This is a genomic window from Methylobacterium sp. Leaf399 (assembly GCF_001424525.1).
In the GTDB taxonomy this organism is placed as follows: domain Bacteria; phylum Pseudomonadota; class Alphaproteobacteria; order Rhizobiales; family Beijerinckiaceae; genus Methylobacterium.
Genome location: NZ_LMQK01000030.1, coordinates 135,241 through 151,539, shown reverse-complemented (window position 1 = coordinate 151,539; position 16,299 = coordinate 135,241). Strand labels below are relative to the sequence as shown.

The 16,299-nt window shown below is 72.7% G+C and carries 15 protein-coding genes; 3 read left to right on the top strand and 12 right to left on the bottom strand.

Annotated features, from left to right (window positions below; translation table 11 throughout):
* Positions 1-5: 5 nt before the first annotated feature.
* Positions 6-2,171 (bottom strand): S9 family peptidase, encoded by a 2,166-nt coding sequence (locus ASG40_RS14075; RefSeq protein ID WP_055886858.1) that lies wholly within the window; start codon positions 2,169-2,171, stop codon positions 6-8.
* A 515-nt stretch (positions 2,172-2,686) separates the two neighbouring features.
* Here ASG40_RS14075 and ASG40_RS14070 point away from each other — a divergent pair.
* Positions 2,687-3,121 carry a MucR family transcriptional regulator gene (locus ASG40_RS14070; RefSeq protein WP_055886856.1) on the top strand — a complete coding sequence of 145 codons (435 nt, stop codon included), beginning with the start codon at positions 2,687-2,689 and terminating at the stop codon, positions 3,119-3,121.
* 71 nt (positions 3,122-3,192) lie between these two features.
* Here the strand turns inward: ASG40_RS14070 and panC are convergent, their stop codons facing one another.
* The 9 genes from panC to ASG40_RS14025 all read right to left on the bottom strand — a co-directional run bounded on the left by panC (position 3,193) and on the right by ASG40_RS14025 (position 11,486).
* Positions 3,193-4,038: a pantoate--beta-alanine ligase gene (gene panC, locus ASG40_RS14065; protein ID WP_055887394.1), complete on the bottom strand. Its 846-nt coding sequence runs from the start codon at positions 4,036-4,038 to the stop codon at positions 3,193-3,195.
* Positions 4,039-4,330: 292 nt separating this feature from the next.
* Positions 4,331-4,723, bottom strand: coding sequence for a hypothetical protein (locus ASG40_RS14060; protein WP_244480621.1), 393 nt, complete (start codon positions 4,721-4,723; stop codon positions 4,331-4,333).
* A 65-nt stretch (positions 4,724-4,788) separates the two neighbouring features.
* The gene (locus ASG40_RS14055; protein WP_443136621.1) at positions 4,789-6,099 is read right to left on the bottom strand and encodes a hypothetical protein; all 1,311 of its coding nucleotides are present in this window, start codon (positions 6,097-6,099) and stop codon (positions 4,789-4,791) included.
* 107 nt (positions 6,100-6,206) lie between these two features.
* Entirely contained in the window at positions 6,207-7,124 is a 918-nt protein-coding gene (locus ASG40_RS14050) for a tetratricopeptide repeat protein (RefSeq protein ID WP_055886853.1), read from the bottom strand.
* Positions 7,124-8,053 (bottom strand): VWA domain-containing protein, encoded by a 930-nt coding sequence (locus ASG40_RS14045; RefSeq protein ID WP_055886851.1) that lies wholly within the window; start codon positions 8,051-8,053, stop codon positions 7,124-7,126. The genes ASG40_RS14050 and ASG40_RS14045 overlap by 1 nt, the downstream gene beginning before the upstream one ends.
* A 1-nt stretch (position 8,054) precedes the next feature.
* On the bottom strand, positions 8,055-9,065 hold the full coding sequence (locus ASG40_RS14040; RefSeq protein ID WP_055886848.1) for a VWA domain-containing protein: 1,011 nt from the start codon (positions 9,063-9,065) through the stop codon (positions 8,055-8,057).
* Between the two features lie 7 nt (positions 9,066-9,072).
* Complete coding sequence (locus tag ASG40_RS14035) at positions 9,073-9,531, bottom strand: DUF4381 domain-containing protein (RefSeq protein WP_055886847.1); 459 nt, start codon at positions 9,529-9,531, stop codon at positions 9,073-9,075.
* A 12-nt stretch (positions 9,532-9,543) separates the two neighbouring features.
* The gene (locus ASG40_RS14030; protein ID WP_055886843.1) at positions 9,544-10,476 is read right to left on the bottom strand and encodes a DUF58 domain-containing protein; all 933 of its coding nucleotides are present in this window, start codon (positions 10,474-10,476) and stop codon (positions 9,544-9,546) included.
* Positions 10,477-10,481: 5 nt separating this feature from the next.
* The gene (locus tag ASG40_RS14025; RefSeq protein WP_055886842.1) at positions 10,482-11,486 is read right to left on the bottom strand and encodes an AAA family ATPase; all 1,005 of its coding nucleotides are present in this window, start codon (positions 11,484-11,486) and stop codon (positions 10,482-10,484) included.
* A 277-nt stretch (positions 11,487-11,763) separates the two neighbouring features.
* Here ASG40_RS14025 and ASG40_RS14020 point away from each other — a divergent pair, with 277 nt between their 5' ends.
* Positions 11,764-12,660 (top strand): alpha/beta fold hydrolase, encoded by an 897-nt coding sequence (locus ASG40_RS14020; RefSeq protein WP_055886838.1) that lies wholly within the window; start codon positions 11,764-11,766, stop codon positions 12,658-12,660.
* Between the two features lie 164 nt (positions 12,661-12,824).
* Entirely contained in the window at positions 12,825-13,541 is a 717-nt protein-coding gene (locus tag ASG40_RS14015) for an MgtC/SapB family protein (RefSeq protein ID WP_055886835.1), read from the top strand.
* A gap of 11 nt (positions 13,542-13,552) precedes the next feature.
* On the opposite strand, the gene ASG40_RS14010 is transcribed toward ASG40_RS14015, so the two are convergent.
* Both ASG40_RS14010 and ASG40_RS14005 read right to left on the bottom strand, forming a co-directional pair.
* Positions 13,553-14,824: a hemolysin family protein gene (locus tag ASG40_RS14010; RefSeq protein ID WP_055886834.1), complete on the bottom strand. Its 1,272-nt coding sequence runs from the start codon at positions 14,822-14,824 to the stop codon at positions 13,553-13,555.
* A gap of 118 nt (positions 14,825-14,942) precedes the next feature.
* Positions 14,943-16,154, bottom strand: a complete 1,212-nt coding sequence (locus tag ASG40_RS14005) for an MFS transporter (protein ID WP_055886831.1) — start codon at positions 16,152-16,154, stop codon at positions 14,943-14,945.
* Positions 16,155-16,299: the final 145 nt, after the last annotated feature.

Here is a 16,299-nt window from a genome sequence, read left to right as displayed (position 1 = left end):
CGGACCTACGCCTCGCCCGCGGCCTTGCCCACCGCGAGCAGCGCGAAGGCGTAGTTGAGCCCGACCTCCTCCAGCCGGTCGAAGCGGCCGGCCGCACCGCCGTGCCCGGCCTCCATGTTGATGCGCAGCATCACCGGGCCGCCCCCGGTCATGCTGGCGCGCAGCCGCGCGACCCATTTGGCCGGCTCCCAATAGGTCACGCGCGGGTCGGTGAGCCCGCCCAGCGCCAGGATCGCCGGATAGGTCTTGGCCGCCACGTTCTCGTAGGGCGAGTAGCCGAGGATGGTGCGGAAGGCGGCCTCGCTCTCGGCCGGGTTGCCCCACTCGGGCCATTCCGGCGGGGTCAGGGGCAGCTCGCCGTCGAGCATGGTGTTGAGCACGTCCACGAAGGGCACGTCGGCGACGATCCCCGCGAAGAGCTCGGGCGCGAGGTTGGCCACCGCCCCCATCAGCATGCCCCCCGCGCTGCCGCCGTGGGCGACGATGCGCCCTTGCGCGGTGTAGCCGGCGTCGATCAGGGCGCGGCCGCAGGCGACGAAATCCGAGAAGGTGTTGGGTTTCTTGTCCCGCTTGCCGTCCATGTACCAGCGCCAGCCCTTCTCGGTGCCGCCGCGGACGTGCGCGATGGCGTAGACGAAGCCGCGGTCGACGAGGCTGAGCAGGTTGGTGCGGAACGAGGCCGGCATCAGCGTGCCGTAGGAGCCGTAGCCGTAGAGGAGCAGCGGCGCCGATCCGTCGAGGACGAGGTCGCGCCGGTGCAGGAGCGAGATCGGCACGGTCTCGCCGTCCGGCGCCGTGGCGAACAGGCGGCGGGTGACGTAGTCCTCCGGCTTGTGCCCGCTCGGCACCGTCTGGCGCTTGCGCAGCTGCCGGGCGCGGGTGACGCAATCGTAGTCGTAGGTCTCGGCCGGGGTCGTCATCGACGAGTAGGTGAAGCGGATCACCGCCGTCTCGAACTCGTGGCCCGGCTGCAGGCCGAGGGAATAGGCCTCCTCCGCGAAGGCGACGGTGTGCTCGGTGCCCGAGAAATCGCGCACGACGATGCGCGGGCGCGCGTTCTCGATCTCGAGTCGCACGAGGTGCCCGGCGATGAGGTGCTGGTGGCGGATCATGATGCCCGGCCGGTGCGGGATCACGTCGACCCAGTTCTCGCGGCCCGGCGTCGCGATCGGGCAGCTGGCGATCTTGAAGTCCTCGGCCCCGTCGGCGTTGGTGAGCAGGAAGAGGTAGGAGCCCCAGTGCTCCACCGAGTAGATCAGGAGCGGCACCCGCGCCTGCACCACGCTGAGCGCCGGGTCGGCGGCATGGCGGTCGAGGATGTGGACCTCCGCCGTCTCGTGGTCGCTGGCGGTCACCGTGAGGTAGGTGCCGGACTGGGTCTTGTCGATGTGGACGAAGAAGCCGGAATCGCGCTCCTCGTAGATCGTCACGTCGTCGTTCTGGTCGGTGCCGAGGCGGTGGCGCATGACCCGGGCCGGGCGATGGTTGTCGTCCACCGCCGTGTAGTAGAAGGCCTTCCCGTCGGCGGCCCAGATCACCTCGCCGGAGGTGGCCTCGACCCGGTCGGGCAGGTCCTGCCCGGTGGCCAGATCGCGCACCTTGATCACGTAGAGCTCCGAGCCCTTGGTGTCGGCGCTCCAGGCCATCAGCGCGTGGTCGTCGGAATGGACCGCCGCCGAGAGCTCGAAGAAGCTCAGGCCCGCGCCCTCGGCGTCGCCGTCGATCAGGATCGTCTCGCCCGGCTCGGGGCCGCCGTCGGCCGCCGTCTCGGCGCCCGAGCCGGGCAGCACGATCACCGTGCGCGGCCGGCGGCAGACCAGGGGGTGCTGCCCGCCCTCGCGGTGGCGGGTGTAATAGGCGTGCGGCCCGTCGGGCGCGGGCACGCCGCTGTCGTCCTCGCGGATGCGGGCGCGCATCTCGGCCACCAGTGCCTTGCGCAGGGGCTCGATGCCCGCGAGCGTCGCCTCGGTGAAGGCATTCTCGGCGGTGAGATGGGCGTGGATGTCGGCGGGCAGGGTCGCGGGATCCTTGAGCACCGCGCGCCAGTTGTCGGCCTTCAGCCAGGCGTAGTCGTCGACGACCTCGACCCCGTGGACCTCGTAGCGATGCGGACGCCGTTCCGCGACCGGCGCCGCTTGCGGAACCGGGATGGTGTGACGGTCGGAAGCCATCGGACGTGTCCTTAGCGTTCGGAAAAAAGGGGCGGGACGCGTGTGCTGCGCTCCCATGGGAGGGATGTGCCGCGCGGAGGCGGCGGGGGCAAGGCCGTGCGTCGGACGCAGGGCCAGCAACATTCCAGATACACTAATCGACCGCCGTCGCGATGCTCGCCTGTGCCCGCGCAAGACATCCACAACTACAAAGGGCGTTTTTGCCACCCCTGGCGGTGGCGGGGCACTAGGAAATCCATGCGAATTGGGATCTTCGTCTTAGGAAGTCATCGGCCTGTATCTGAGGCATGCCACCCTGTCTTGCGAGGCATGGCTGAATATCATAGAGGATGTGGGTGGCAGACAGGATCGCCATGTGTGGTCGACGACTTGCGGTCGAACAGGTCGTCGATGTGTTTTCGGCCCGCGACACCCGGAACGGGTCGGAGCGACCGGTGATTCGGCAGTCGACTTCCTGCCCGAACACCTGCGCGCCGCCCCTGTTTCTGCATCGCGTCAAAGGAACTGTTGTCCCCATGAATGATACCGACACCTCGACCGATTACGTGGAACTCACGGTCGACATCGTCTCCGCCTACGTGAGCAACAACCCGGTTCCCCCGGGCGACCTCGCCCATCTCATCGGTCGCACCCACGCCGCCCTGCTGCAGATCGCCAACGGCGTCGTCGAGACGCAGGCCGCCGCGGCTCCCCAGGCCCCCGCGGTTCCGGTGAAGAAGTCGATCACCGCCGACCATATCGTCTGCCTCGAGGACGGCCGCATCTTCAAGTCGCTCAAGCGGCACCTGCGGGCCAAGTACGACATGAGCCCCGAGCAGTACCGCGCCAAGTGGGGTCTGCCGGCCGACTACCCGATGGTGGCCCCCAATTACGCCAAGGCCCGCTCGGACCTCGCCAAGGCGATCGGCCTCGGCCAGACCCGGAACGGCAACTACGACGAAGCGGCCTGATCGGCCCATATGCGCGCCGGACCGGGGAGCGATCCGGTCCGGTGCCAAGCCTGGTTTCGCGACCGGGTCGTTCAGGTGCCGGGCGCGACCGGGACGTTGTCGATGAGCCGGGTGCGGCCGAGGTAGGCCGCCGCCAGCACCCGCGCCGGGCGGACGACCCGCTCCACCGGCGCCAGGGTGTCGGCGTCGCAGACCGCCAGGTACTGCACCGGGGCGAACCCGGCCGCCTTGAGGTCGGCTATTCCCTCGGCGACCGGCCCGGTGGCCGGCTCGCCCGCCGCCAGGGCGCCCGCGATCCGCGACAGGACGGCGTTGAGGCGGGGCGCCACCGCCCGCTCCTGCGGGGTCAGGTAGCGGTTGCGCGAGGACAGGGCGAGGCCGTCGGCCTCGCGCAGGGTCGGCACGCCGCGGATCTCCACCGGCACGTCGAGGTCGCGCATGGCGCGGGTGATGACGCGCAACTGCTGGTAGTCCTTCTCGCCGAACAGGGCGACGTCGGGCCCGACCTGGTTGACGAGCTTGGCCACCACCGTCGCGACACCCGTGAAGTGGCCGGGCCGGAACGCCCCGCACAGCCCCTCCGTGAGATCGGCCACCTCGATCCGCGTGGAGAAGCCCGGCGGATACATGGTCTCGACGCCGGGCAGATAGGCCGCGTCGACGCCGGCCCCCGCGAGGAGGGCGAGGTCAGCCTCGACATCGCGCGGATACCGCGAAAAGTCCTCGGTCGGGCCGAACTGGGTGGGGTTCACGAAAATGCTGGCGACCACCCGGTCGCCGATGGTTCTGGCGTGCGCCATCAGCGCCAGGTGGCCGGCGTGGAGCGCCCCCATCGTCGGCACCAGCACGATCCGCTCGCCGCGCGCGCGCCATCCGGCGGTGGCGGTCCGCAACGGCGCGACGGCGTCGAGGCGCAGGGGAACGGGCGGTTGGGACACGGCGGGACGCTCCGGTGACGGCGCAAACGCCACACCTAGGGCCAGGGCCGGACCGGCGCCAGATGGCGAAGGCCCGGGGTCCCTCCGGTTCTCGGGTATCCGACCGATCGGTCGTTGCCGGCTTTCGGAGACAGCCGATGCCACCGCAAGAGCCCGACGCGAGGCCTCATGCCATTTCCGGCTGATCACGTCGTGATGCGGACATGGGCTTCGCTCAGGCGCCGCGCGGGCTCGCCGATACGGTTCCCGCTCGGTTCGAGCGGAAACCCTATCAGCGGCAGTACGGCAGGATCGAGCGGCCGAAGGGGTCGTCGGTGCCGAGGGCGGGCACGAAGCCGTAGTAGCTCGGCTTGCCCAGGCCGTAGGTGGAGCCGACGTAGCTCGGATCGTCGGGCGCGTCGGTGGGGATGGGCACGCGGCGCGGACGGCAGCCCCTAGCGATCCGGCGCCGTTCCGGGACCACCGCGACGCTGCTGTCGCTGCCCTCGCGCGGGAAATAGCGCGGCAGCGGCGGGAGGTCGCTCTCGCCCGGGTCCGCGTAGGCCGGCGGAACGCCGTACCCGAACCGGCGGTCGACCGAATCGGCGGCCCCGGCGGGGGCCGGCAGCCAGGCGATCCCGAACAGGGCGCCTGCGGTCGCCGTCAGCCTTGCGCGTCTGCCCACGTCCGTCCCCTCGATCCGCACCCGCCTGCGGGCGTGCAGGCTGCGCCGTCGTGGTGAACGCCCAGTTAACCCGCCCGGTCTCGGGTCGAGCGGCCGTCGAGGGCGGCCAGGCGCGCCTCGGCGGGGGCACGTCCGGCATCGACCCGCACCGGGCGGGCCAGCCGATCGGCGAGACCGCGCAGGTCGAGGGTCGCGCCATCGCCCCGGCCGTAGAGCGCGTCGTCGAGGGCGGTCAGGCCCGCCACGATGGCGGAGTCCGCCCGCCACTTCTGCGCGAGGGCGGGGTCGGCCTGACGCCCCGTCTCGATCGCGGCGCGGAAGGCGGCGGCATCGCCGGCGGCGGCCGCCTTCCGGAGGGCGCGCCGGGCGGTGCGGTCGAGGCGCAGGATCCGGCTGCTGCTACGTCCGCCGAAGCCGACGAGGGCGAGTCCGGCACCGAAGGCGAGGAGGCCCGCCGCGCCGATCAGCACCGACGAGACCGGGGCCGCCGCCTTGGCGTCCTCCTCGCGGTCGGGCAGGCCGCCGCCGATCTGCCGGGCCGGGATCTCGGCCTCGCGCATAATCCGCGCCACGGTGTCGAACCACGGGATCACGATGGCGTCGAGGGGGATGATCTCCGGCACGCCGGGGCGCACGTCCCACTGGTAGGTCGCGCGGGCGATGGGGCCGCTCGGGGTGATGACGGTCTCGCGGGTGACCGGCCCGGCGAAGGTGAGGATGCCGCGGGTGCGCATCACCGGGCGGGGCGGCAGCCCTTCCGCGATCATGCCCTGCGCCTCGATGGTGACGATGCGCCTCGCCGACTCCCCGAGCTTGATCGTCTCCGGGTCCGGGCTCCAGGAGTCGGTGATGGTGACGTCCTTGGCCGGCAGCCACCACGGCTCCTTCACGTCGGGGCCGCCGGTGGGCTTCGTCCATTGCGCCACCGGCAGGGCGATCGGGGCCGAGCGGACGTCCACCACCTTGCGCACGCCCTCGTCGTTGATCGTCAGGCGGTGGATGAACGGCTCGATGGTGAAGTCGCCCGCATGGTGCGGGAACACCGCCACCACGCGCTCGAAGGCGATGGCGGTGGGGCCGTCGGGCAGACGGGTCTTGGTCCAGGTGTCGCGGCCGAGCTGCGTCCAGCTGAAGTTGGCCAGCGACGGCTGGACCACCTCCTCGAGCAGGATCGGCTGCCGGTAGACCCCGCGGATGCGCAGGAGCACCATCTCGCGCGAGAACGGCGCGGCGTTGCCGTTGCGCTCGGGCGTGACCGTGAAGGTGAGATCACCGGGGGCGACCTCGGCGCGCGCGGGGGCGGCGAGGAGGAACAGAGCCGACAAGGCGGCGGCGACAGTGGCGAGGGTACGTCCCTCCCCCTTGCGGGCAGGGATCGTGGGCGGGGGTGGTGCCACCGGCCTGCGCAGCGGGTCGGCCAGCCACCCCCACCTCCAACGCCTCCCCACGAGGCGGAGGAGGGCCGCGTTCCGCCACACGCCGCTCACCATGGGTTGCTCCCCGCCGGCACCGCAGTGCCGGCCTCGACGCGGGCGGCCTGTTCGGCCTTGAGGCGCAGCTTGAGATAGCGGCCGGGATCGTCCGGCAGGGTCTGCAGCCAGAGGCGGTCGGGCCGGATCTCGTGGGCCTCGAAGCTTTTCGTCACCCGCCGCACCTCCTTCTCCGGGGCGGCGGCCACCATGGCCGAGCCCGCACCGGTGCGCCCGCGCCCGGCCGCGTCGCTGGCCGAACCGCGGGCCTCGCCCTTGCCGGACTCGATCGAGGCCTGCTCGGCCTTGCCGCGGCGCGCGACCTTGCTGTTGCCGGGCGTCGAGGACGTGGTGCCGCCCTCCTTGTTGCCGGCCAGCCCCTCGCCGCTGGAGGTCGCCTGGGTGTTGTCGTTGGGGTCCTGGTTGGCGGTCTTGTTGTAGCGCGAGCCGGTGGTGGCGGTGGCGTTGGCGATGCCGCCGCCCTTGCCGGGGTCCTTCTCGTCCTCGATCAGCCGGGCGATCAGGGAGCGGTTGGCCTGGGCGTCGGCGTTGCGCGGGTTGTAGGAGAGGGCGTCGTCGTAGGCCGTGATGGCGCCCTCCAGGTCCCCGGCCCGCGCGAGCGCATTGCCGAGGTTGTAGGCGCCGCGCTTTCCGGCCTTGCGGAAGATCTCCGCGGCCTCGCCGTAGCGGCCCGCCTGGTAGAGGGCGGGGCCGCGCCAGGCCGGATCGGACAGGACCGCGGCGGCGGCATCCGGCAGCCCCAGCCCCATCAGCAGGCGGCCGGCAGCGTTGCGCGGCTGCGAGACCAGGACGAGGGCGAGCAGTCCCGCACCGGCGAGACCGAGGCCGGCGAGACGCAGCCACAAGGTCCAGCTTGCGCTCCATCCGGGCGCCAGGGCGGGCAGGCGGGGCAGAGCGATCGCTGGTCGCATCAGGCGCTCCGGCGGAACAGGAGGAGGGCGGGTAGGAGCGCCAGCAGGATCAGCCAGCGCCCCACCTCCGCGAAGGCGAGCACGCCGTAGCCGCCGGCCACCAGGTGCTGGGCGGTGCTGGCGCCGACCCGGCCGAGCACCGCCTCGGGCGCGCCGATGTCGGCCGCCACGCCGCCGCCCGTGCCGACCAGCCGGTCGAGGGAGGCGCGGTCGGGCCGGGGCACCCCCTCGGGCAGGCGCTGCGTCGCGGGCACGAACAGGCCGCTGAGCGCCCAGCCCTTGGCGCGGATGGCGGCGGCCTCGCGGGTCGCCGCCTCGCCGATGCCGTCGCCGTCGGTGATCAGCACCACGTCGCCGGCGATGACGCCGGCCTCCTCGAGGGTGCGCCGCGCCAGGGCGAGGCCACGCTCCGGGTGGCTGCCGCGATCGGGCACGGTGTCGGCATCGATGGCGAACAGCGTCGCGCCCAGGGCATCGCGGTCGGTGGTGGGGGGAATCGCGAGGTAGGCGTCGCCGGCATAGACCACCACCGCGACGCTGCGGGTGCCGGCGGCTTCGGCGGCGGCCTGGGCGATCTGGCGCGCGTCCTTGAAGGCGCCGCCGTCGGCCACCGAACGCGAGACGTCGAGGACGATGACGGTGGCGTCGAGGTTGCGGAAGGCCGTGGTGTCGGGCCGCTCGAAGGCCGGGCCGGTGAGCGCCAGGGCGATGAGGCCGGCGGTGATCGCGGCCACGAGGTTGGCCTGGCGCCGCCCGCCCAAGACCCCGCCGCGGCGGGCCATCAGCGCCATCAGCGCGGGATCGACCGCACGCACCCAATCCCCGAGGGGGGCCGAGCGCCAGGCGGCGCGCAGCGCCAGCAGGGCGATCACCGGCAGGGCCGCGAGCCACCACGGCCGCAGGATCGCGAAGGCCGCCAGGTCGCTCATCTCACGCTCCCCGCCGCGCGGCCAGGAGGCCCGCCGCGCACAGGAGCGCGAAGGCCGCCGGCCACGGCCACAGGTCGCGCCGCAGCGGCACCGGCGGCGCCTTGGCCCGCCCGCCCTCCAGGGTGTCGATGGCATCGGCCACCGCCATGAGGTCGTCGGTGGTCTTCACCCGGAAGGCCTTGCCTCCGCTGATCTCGGCGACCTCCTTCAGGGTCTCGGTGTCGACCACGTCCTGCTCGCCGTCGGCGTTGGCGAGGTCGCGGGGCCCCAGCGCCAGGGTGTGGACCTTGACCCCGAGTTCGCGCGCCAGCTGGGCGACGTCGCGGGGCGTGGTCTGGCCGGCGTTGTTGGCGCCGTCGGTCATCAGCACCACCACCTTCGAGGTCACCGGCGGTCCGCCCTCCGCCTGTCCCGCGGTCGGAACGAGGCGCTTCAGGGCCAGCCCGAGGCCGTCGCCGATGCCGGTGGAACGGCCCACGAGGCCGATGGTGGCGTCGTCGAGGGCCCGGGCGACGGTGGCGGTGTCGAAGCTCGGGCTGGCGGCGACGTAGGATTCGTTGGCGAAGATCACGAGGCCGATCCGGTCGCCGGCCCGGCGGCGGATGAAGTCGGTGCCGACCCGCTTGACCGCGGCCAGCCGCGTCACGGTCTCGCCGTCCAGGGAGAAGTCGCGCCGCTCCATGCTGCCCGAGAGGTCCATCACCAGCATGATCTCGCGCCCCGATGCCGGCAGGGCGGTGGCCGGCAGCACCAGCCGGGGACCGGACAGCGCCACGACGAGGCCGGCCCAGAGCGACCAGATCAGGATGGTGCGCGCCCGCCCGCGCGCCGCGATGGTGTCGCCGCGGGCGGCGTCCGCCACCACCGAGGCCGGCACCCGCAGCGCCCCGCTGGCGCCCGCCCGCTCGGGCGGCATCGCGCGGGCGGCGAGAAGCGGCAGCGCCAGCAGCAGCAGCGCATAGGGGCTGGCGAGGTCGAAGGCCGAGAGGAAGGCGGTGATCCAGGCCGGCATCGGGGGTTCAGGCCTTGATCTGCGCGAAAAGACGGCCGAGTTCGGCGTCGATGGCGGCGGGGTCGGCGCTCTCACGGCGGTAGAGGCCCTCGCCCAGCACCCGGCCGGCGCCGCGGGTGAAGAAGGTGGTGGCGAAAACCCGGTCGAGGCGCGCCGACCACTCCGCACCCCTGGCATCGGCGGCGGCATCCCCCTCGACGGTGCGCACGATCCGGCGCAGGAGCCGCGCCTGGGCGACGAGGCGCGCCTCGGGCGCCAGGTGGCGCACGGCGGCGAGTTCGGCCAGGGCCCGGCGCCTCAGGCTCGCCTTGGCGCGGCGACGCCACCACCGCACCAGCCCCACCGCCAGGGCCGCGAGGAAGCCCAGCGCCACCGCCAGCGCGATCTCGCCCTGGACCGCGCCGGCCGAGCCCGCCGGGAGGTGGAGGCCGCGCAGGTTCTCGAGACCCGCCGGAACCGGATTCATGACTGTCCCACCTCAGAGCACCGCATCGAGGCGCTCCATCAGCGGGGCGTAGGCCTCCGGGCCCGCCTCCACGTCGAGGCGCAGGCCCTCGATGCCGCGCCGGGCGAACTCGGCGAGGCGCTCCTCGGCGGTGGATCGGCCGGCCGTGGCCCTGCGCGCCGCCTGAACCGTGCCGCGGCGGCCGTCCTGCGTGGCGAAGGGGTAGAAGCCCGGCGGGCGGCTGCGCTCGAAGGCGTCGCTCACCAGGATCAGGCTGATCGACAGGCGCTCGGCCAGCACCGTCAGGAGCCGGTCGAAATCCTCGCCCGGATCGTCGAGGGCGCTGGCGATGACGAGGTGGCCGCCCGACGGCAGCAGGCTCTGGGCCAGGGTGAGGAGCGGGGTCAGCGGCCGGTCGTCGGACTGCGACAGCGACAGGGCCGCGGCGTGGGCCTGGGCCAGCGCGCCGGTGACGGCGGTCATCGCACGCTCGCCCCCGGCGGGGCGCACCACCACCGGCTCGGCGCCGGAGGCCACCACCAGCCCGACGCGGCCGCCGTCGCCGACGATGCGCCAGCCGAGCAGCACCAGGGCCTCGGCCGCGGCCACCGAGCGCAGCGCCCGGCGGGTGCCGAACAGCATCGAGGGCCGGATGTCGGCGAGCAGCACCACCGCGCGGTCGCGCTCGTCGTGGTGGGTGCGCACGTGCAGGATGCCGGTGCGGGCGGTGGCGTTGCGGTCGATGTGGCGGCGGTCGTCGCCCTCCGACCACAGCCGCACGTCGTCCGGCTCCGAGCCGCGCCCCCGCCGGCGCGTGACGATGCCGCCCGGCAGGCCGGCCAGCGTCCGCGTGGTCGGCGAGACGCCGCGCCGGGCGAGATGGCGCAGCCCCATCAGCACCTCGCCGGACAGATGGATTCCGGGATGGGTGTCGATGGGATCGGCCGGGGCGGGGGTGGACGCCATGAAGCTCAGAGCGCCCGCACCCGCTGGACGAGTTCCTGGATGATCTTGCGCGAGGTCCGGCCCTCGGCCGCCGCGCGCCAGGTCAGGCCGATGCGGTGGGCCAGCGCGTCGGCGGCCAGATCCGCGACGTCCTCGGGAATGACGTGGTCGCGCCCGTGCAGATAGGCGCGGGCCTTGCCCGCCAGCATCAGCGCGAGGGTGCCGCGGGGCGAGGCCGGGTGCTCGATCGCCGCGCGCAGCTCCGGGGCGGCGGCATCGGTGCGGGTGCCGGCCACGAGCCGCACGAGGTAGTCCTTGAGGGCCGGCGAGACGTAGACGTCCAGCGCCGCGGCGCGGGCGGCCCGGATCTCCTCCACGCTGAGCTTCACCGCCATCGCCTCGGCGTGGTGGTTCAACTCGCCCTCGACGAGGTCGAGGATGCGCCGCTCGGAGGCCTCGTCGGGCATCTCCACGACGACATGCAGCAGGAAGCGGTCGAGCTGGGCTTCGGGCAGCGGGAAGGTGCCGGCGTGCTCGATCGGGTTCTGGGTCGCCACCACCATGAACGGGTCGGGCAGCGGATGGGTGATGCCCGCCACCGTGATCTGGCCCTCGGCCATCGCCTCCAGCAGCGCCGACTGCACCTTGGGCGGCGCGCGGTTGACCTCGTCGACGAGGATCAGCGAGTGGAACAGGGGCCCGGCCAGGAACTCGAAGGTGCCTGCGTCCTGGCGCCACACCGTGGTGCCGGTGAGGTCGGCGGGCATCAGGTCGGGGGTGCATTGGACGCGCGCGAAGCTGCCGTCGAGGCCGTCCGACAGGCGCTTGACCGCGCGGGTCTTGGCCAGCCCCGGGGCGCCCTCGATGAGCAGGTGGCCGCCGGTGAGGAGCCCGATCAGCAGGCGCTCCACGAGGCCGGTGCAGCCGATCAGCCCGTGCTCGAGCCCGTCGCGCAGGGCGAGGATGCGGGCGCGCAGGGCGTCGTCGGGAGCGGGCGCGGCCGGCCGCTCGGCCAGGGTCGCACCGCTCACGAGCGCCGCTCGGTGTCGTTCGCAGGAACCGTGTTCCGCATGACAGGCGTCTCCTCGACCGGGGTTCTTAGTCGACCCTCAAGTTCCATGAGGGTGTGCCCGTCGCGCAGGGGCGGCGTCAATCCCGCTTGCGCACGATCGAAGGGTGTCGGGCATTTTGCCCGAACGGCGGGATCGATGCCGGCGCGAACGCTTTGACAAGCCTCCCGGCTGGGCAATGGAGAAGCCTCCCGGCGGGGCGATGGAGAAGCCTCCCGGCGGGGCGATGGAGCGAGCGATGGCGGCGGATCTGTTCGAGGGTTTCGAGGCCCGCTGGATCGACGGGCCGGACGGCCGTGCCTTCGCCCGCATCGGCGGCCCCGAGGGGGCGCCGCCCCTGCTGCTGCTGCACGGGTTTCCCCAGACCCACGCCTGCTGGCACCGCATCGCGCCGGCCCTCGCGCGGAACCGGCGCGTGGTCTGCCTCGACCTCAAGGGCTACGGCTGGTCGCAGGCGCCGGCCGGGGATGCCGGGCACGCGGCCTACGCCAAGCGCACCCTGGCGCGCGAGGTCGTGGCGATCATGGAGGGGCTCGGCCATGTCCGCTTCGCGGTCGCCGGGCACGACCGCGGCGCGCGGGTCGGCTACCGCCTGGCGCTGGACGAGCCGGGCCGCGTCGAGCGCCTCGCCCTCCTCGACATCCTGCCGACCCTGGTCCAGTGGCAGCGACTCGAGACGGCGCCGGACCGGTTCTCGCACTGGCGCTTCCTGGCGAGCCCCGAGGCGGAGGCCGAGATCGGCCGCGATCCGATCGCCTATTACGAGGGGCTGCTGCGGACCTGGAGCGGGGCCGGGACCCTCGACCCGTTCGAGCCCCGCGCCCTCCACCTCTATCGCCAGAGCTGGAACGACCCCTCGCGCATCCATGCGGCCTGCGAGGACTACCGGGCCGGCGCCACCCACGACCGGCAGGCCGACGCCGACGATCTCGCCGCCGGGCGCACCATCGCCAGCCCCGCCCTGATCCTCACCGGCGACCGCTACCTCGACCAGAGCGTCGAGACCGCGCTCGACACCTGGCGGCGCACCTTCGCACCGGGCGCCACCGGGACCGTGATCCCGTCCGGTCATTTCCTCGCCGAGGAGAACCCGGACGCGACGCTGGCGGCGCTGGAGGCGTTCTTCGCGGTCTGATCCGGTTTCCGCTTGAATCAAGCGGGAACCGGATCACCGAGCCCGCGCGGCGCCTGAGCGAAGCCCATTTCCGCATCACGAAGTGATCACCCGGAAATGATATGAGACAGTTTCCCGGGTGCAACGGTCACGCTTCCGTCACGACGCTGATCGATGACACCGGAATGTCCGGTCTTCCCTTCGCGCCGCTGCCCGAGACCCTCAACTCGGCGGTCAGTCTCCTCGTCGCCTTCGCCCTCGGCACCCTGATCGGGGCCGAGCGGCAGTACCGCCAGCGCACGGCGGGCCTGCGCACCAACGTGCTGGTGGCGCTGGGGGCGGCCGCCTTCGTCGATCTCGGCATGCGCCTCGAAGGGTCGAAGGGGGCGGTGAGCACGGTGGCCTACGTGATCTCCGGCGTCGGCTTCCTCGGGGCGGGCGTGATCATGAAGGAGGGCATGAACGTGCGCGGCCTCAACACGGCCGCCACGCTGTGGTGCTCGGCGGCGGTGGGCGCCTTCGCCGGTGCCGACCTGCCGGTCGAGGCGGTGCTCGTCACCGCGGCGGTCCTGGCCGGCAACACCCTGCTGCGGCCGCTCGTCAACGCCATCAACCGGGTGCCCATCGACGAGAGCCAGACCGAGGCGACCTACGAGGTCCAGGTGACGGTGGCGGCCGAGGGCGCGGGGCCTGCCCGCGACCTCCTCGTGGAGCGCCTGGAGGCGGCCCATTACCCCGTCGGCGGGATCGAGGTGGTGGAACGCGGCGAGGACACCGTCGAGGTGGTGGCGACCCTGGTGGCCACCGCCGTGGAGGCGGCGGAACTCGACGCGGTGGTGGCCGACCTCGCCAAAGCGCCGGGCATCGGCCACGCCACCTGGTCGGTCCAGACGGCGGATTAGCCCCGCGAGAGTCACATGATCCGCGAGACCAGGATCTTGTCGATCCGGCGGCCGTCGAGGTCCACCACCTCGAAGCGCCAGCTGGCGATCTCGCAGACCTCGCCGGTCTCGGGCAGGCGCTGGAACCGGGCGATCACCAGACCGGCGGCGGTCTCGTAGTCGCGGTTCGATTCGAGCTTGATGCCGAGCTGGTCGGCCATCTCGTCCACCGGCATCCAGCCGGCGATGAGCCACGACCCGTCCTGGCGCTGGACCGCCTCGGGCTCGGGGTCCTCGGAATGGAAGGCCCCGGCGATGGCGTCGAGGATGTCGGCGGGCGTCACGAGGCCGTCGAAATGGCCGTACTCGTCGTGGACGAGGGCCATCGGCACCTCCGCCGCCTGCAGGGCGGTGAGCGCGTCGAGGGCGTCGAGGGTGTCGGGCAGGACGGGCGCGGTGCGGATGTAGGCGCGCAGGTCGAAGTCGACGTTCTCCACCAGGGCCTTGACGATCTCGCGCACCTGCACGACGCCGAGCATGTTGTCGGGGTTGCCCTCGCCCACCGGCACCCGCGAGTGCGGGCTCGCCAGCAGCATCGCCCGGATCTCGGCGGGGTCCTTGTCGAGGTCGATCCAGTGGACGTCGGTGCGCGGGGTCATCACGCCGCGCACGGCGCGGTCGCCCAGGCGCAGCACGCCGGCGATCATCTTGCGCTCGTCGGTCTCGATCACGCCGGCGGTCTCGGCCTCGGCCACGATGCTGCGGATCTCCTCTTCCGTCACCGCGCTGGCGCTGGCCGCCTCCTGCCCGAGGACGCGGAACACCGCCCGCGTCGAGGCGTCGAGCAGCCAGACCGCGGGCAGCGCGGCCCGCGAGATCACCCGCATGGTCGGGGCGACCATGCAGGCGAAACCCTCGGGATCGCGCAGGGCGACGTGCTTGGGCACCAGTTCGCCGATGATCACGGACAGGTAGGTGATGGCGGCGATGACGAGGCCGTAGCCGAGCGGATCCGACACCGCCTTCGACAGTCCGGCCTCGAACAGGATCGTGGTGAGCCGTTCGCCCAGGGCCGCACCGGAGACCGCACCCGAGAGGATGCCCACCAGGGTGATGCCGATCTGGACCGTGGAGAGGAAGCGCCCGGGGTCGTCGGCCAGGGCCATCGCGGCCTTGGCGCCGGGGCGATGCGCCTCGACCATGGTCCGCAGCCGCGACTTGCGCGACGAGACCACGGCGAGTTCTGACAGCGCGAAGGCCCCGTTGAGAAGGATGAGCGCGACGGCGACGGCGAGTTCGATCACAGACTGCGACGCAGAGCCGGAACCGCCTTGGGAGCAGCGCGCCGGGCTTCCTCTTCCAGGGTACGGACGGCGTCTCAATGAAGCCCGGCGGGTTCCAGGTCAACCATGGGGTCCCAAGTCAACCATGGGGGGCCAGCGGTGCCAGCCGCGAGAGGCGCAGGGCGACGAGGAGCGCGAGCACGTAGAGCCCGGAAAAGAACCCCGCCACCCCCGTCCAGCCGGAATGGGCGAAGAACCAGCCGCCGGCCGTGCCGAGCACCGAGGAGCCGAGGTAGTACAGGCACAGGTACAGCGAGGAGGCCTGGGCGCGGTCGCGCAGGGCCCGGCGCCCGACCCAGGAACTCGCCACCGAATGGGCGCCGAAGAAGCTCACCGTCACCACCACGATGCCGGCGACGATGAGGACGAGGCTGTCGGACAGCGTCAGGGCGATGCCGGCGAGCCCGAGCGTGATCGCCAGCCACAGCACCTTGCGGCGCCCGAGCCGGGTCGCGATCTCGCCGGTGGCGGCCGAACTGATCGTGCCGGCCAGGTACACCACGAAGATGGCGCCGATGGCGGTCTGGCTCAGGGAGAACGGCGGCTCGAGCAGGCGAAAGCCGATGTAGTTGTAGACGCTGACGAAGCCGCCCATCAGCAGGAACGCCTCGGCGAACAGCCACGGCAGCCCCGGATCGCGACAATGCCGGCCGAAGCTCGCCGGCACCTCGGCCCAGCGCATCCGGTTGGCGCGAAACCGCCGCGAGGGCGGCAGCAGGAACGCGAAGGCCACCGCCGCCAGGAGGGCGAGGACGCCGATGGTGCCGAGCCCGATCCGCCACGAGGCGTGGTCGGCGATGACGCCGGCCACCAGCCGGCCGACCATGCCGCCCAGCGCGTTGCCGCCGATGAGGAGCCCCATGGAAAGCCCGATGGCGCGGGTGTCCATCTCCTCGGCGAGATAGGCCATCGCCACCGCCGGCAGGCCGCTGGCGGCGAGCCCGGTCAGGGCCCGCAGGGCCAGGAAGCCGTACCAGCTCGGGACGAGGACGGCGACGAGGGTGAGGATCGCCGAGGCGAACAGGGAGGCCACCATCACCGGCTTGCGGCCCCACACTTCCGAGAGCGGGCTGACCACGAGGAGCGCCAGCGCCAGGGTGGCGCAGGGCGCTGACAGGGCGAGGCTGCTCTCGGCGGGCGAGACCTGGAACGACTCGGAAAAGACCGGCAGCAGCGGCTGCACCCCGTAGAGCACCGCGAAGGTGGAGAAGCCGGCCGCGGCCAGGGCCACGGTGGTGCGCCGGAAGGCCGGCGTGCCGGCGGCGATCAGGGTGTCGCTCGCGTCGTCCATGCGCCCGGGCTCCCTTCGGTTTCGGCTCTCGCCCGCGGTCGGTTGACGACCGTTCCCGCCTCAGGTCAATCGCTCATGGCCCGGTGCCAAGGCTCCGCACCGGGCCATAAGCGCGGAGAAGTCATGAGCGCGGCGGCGCCCCTCG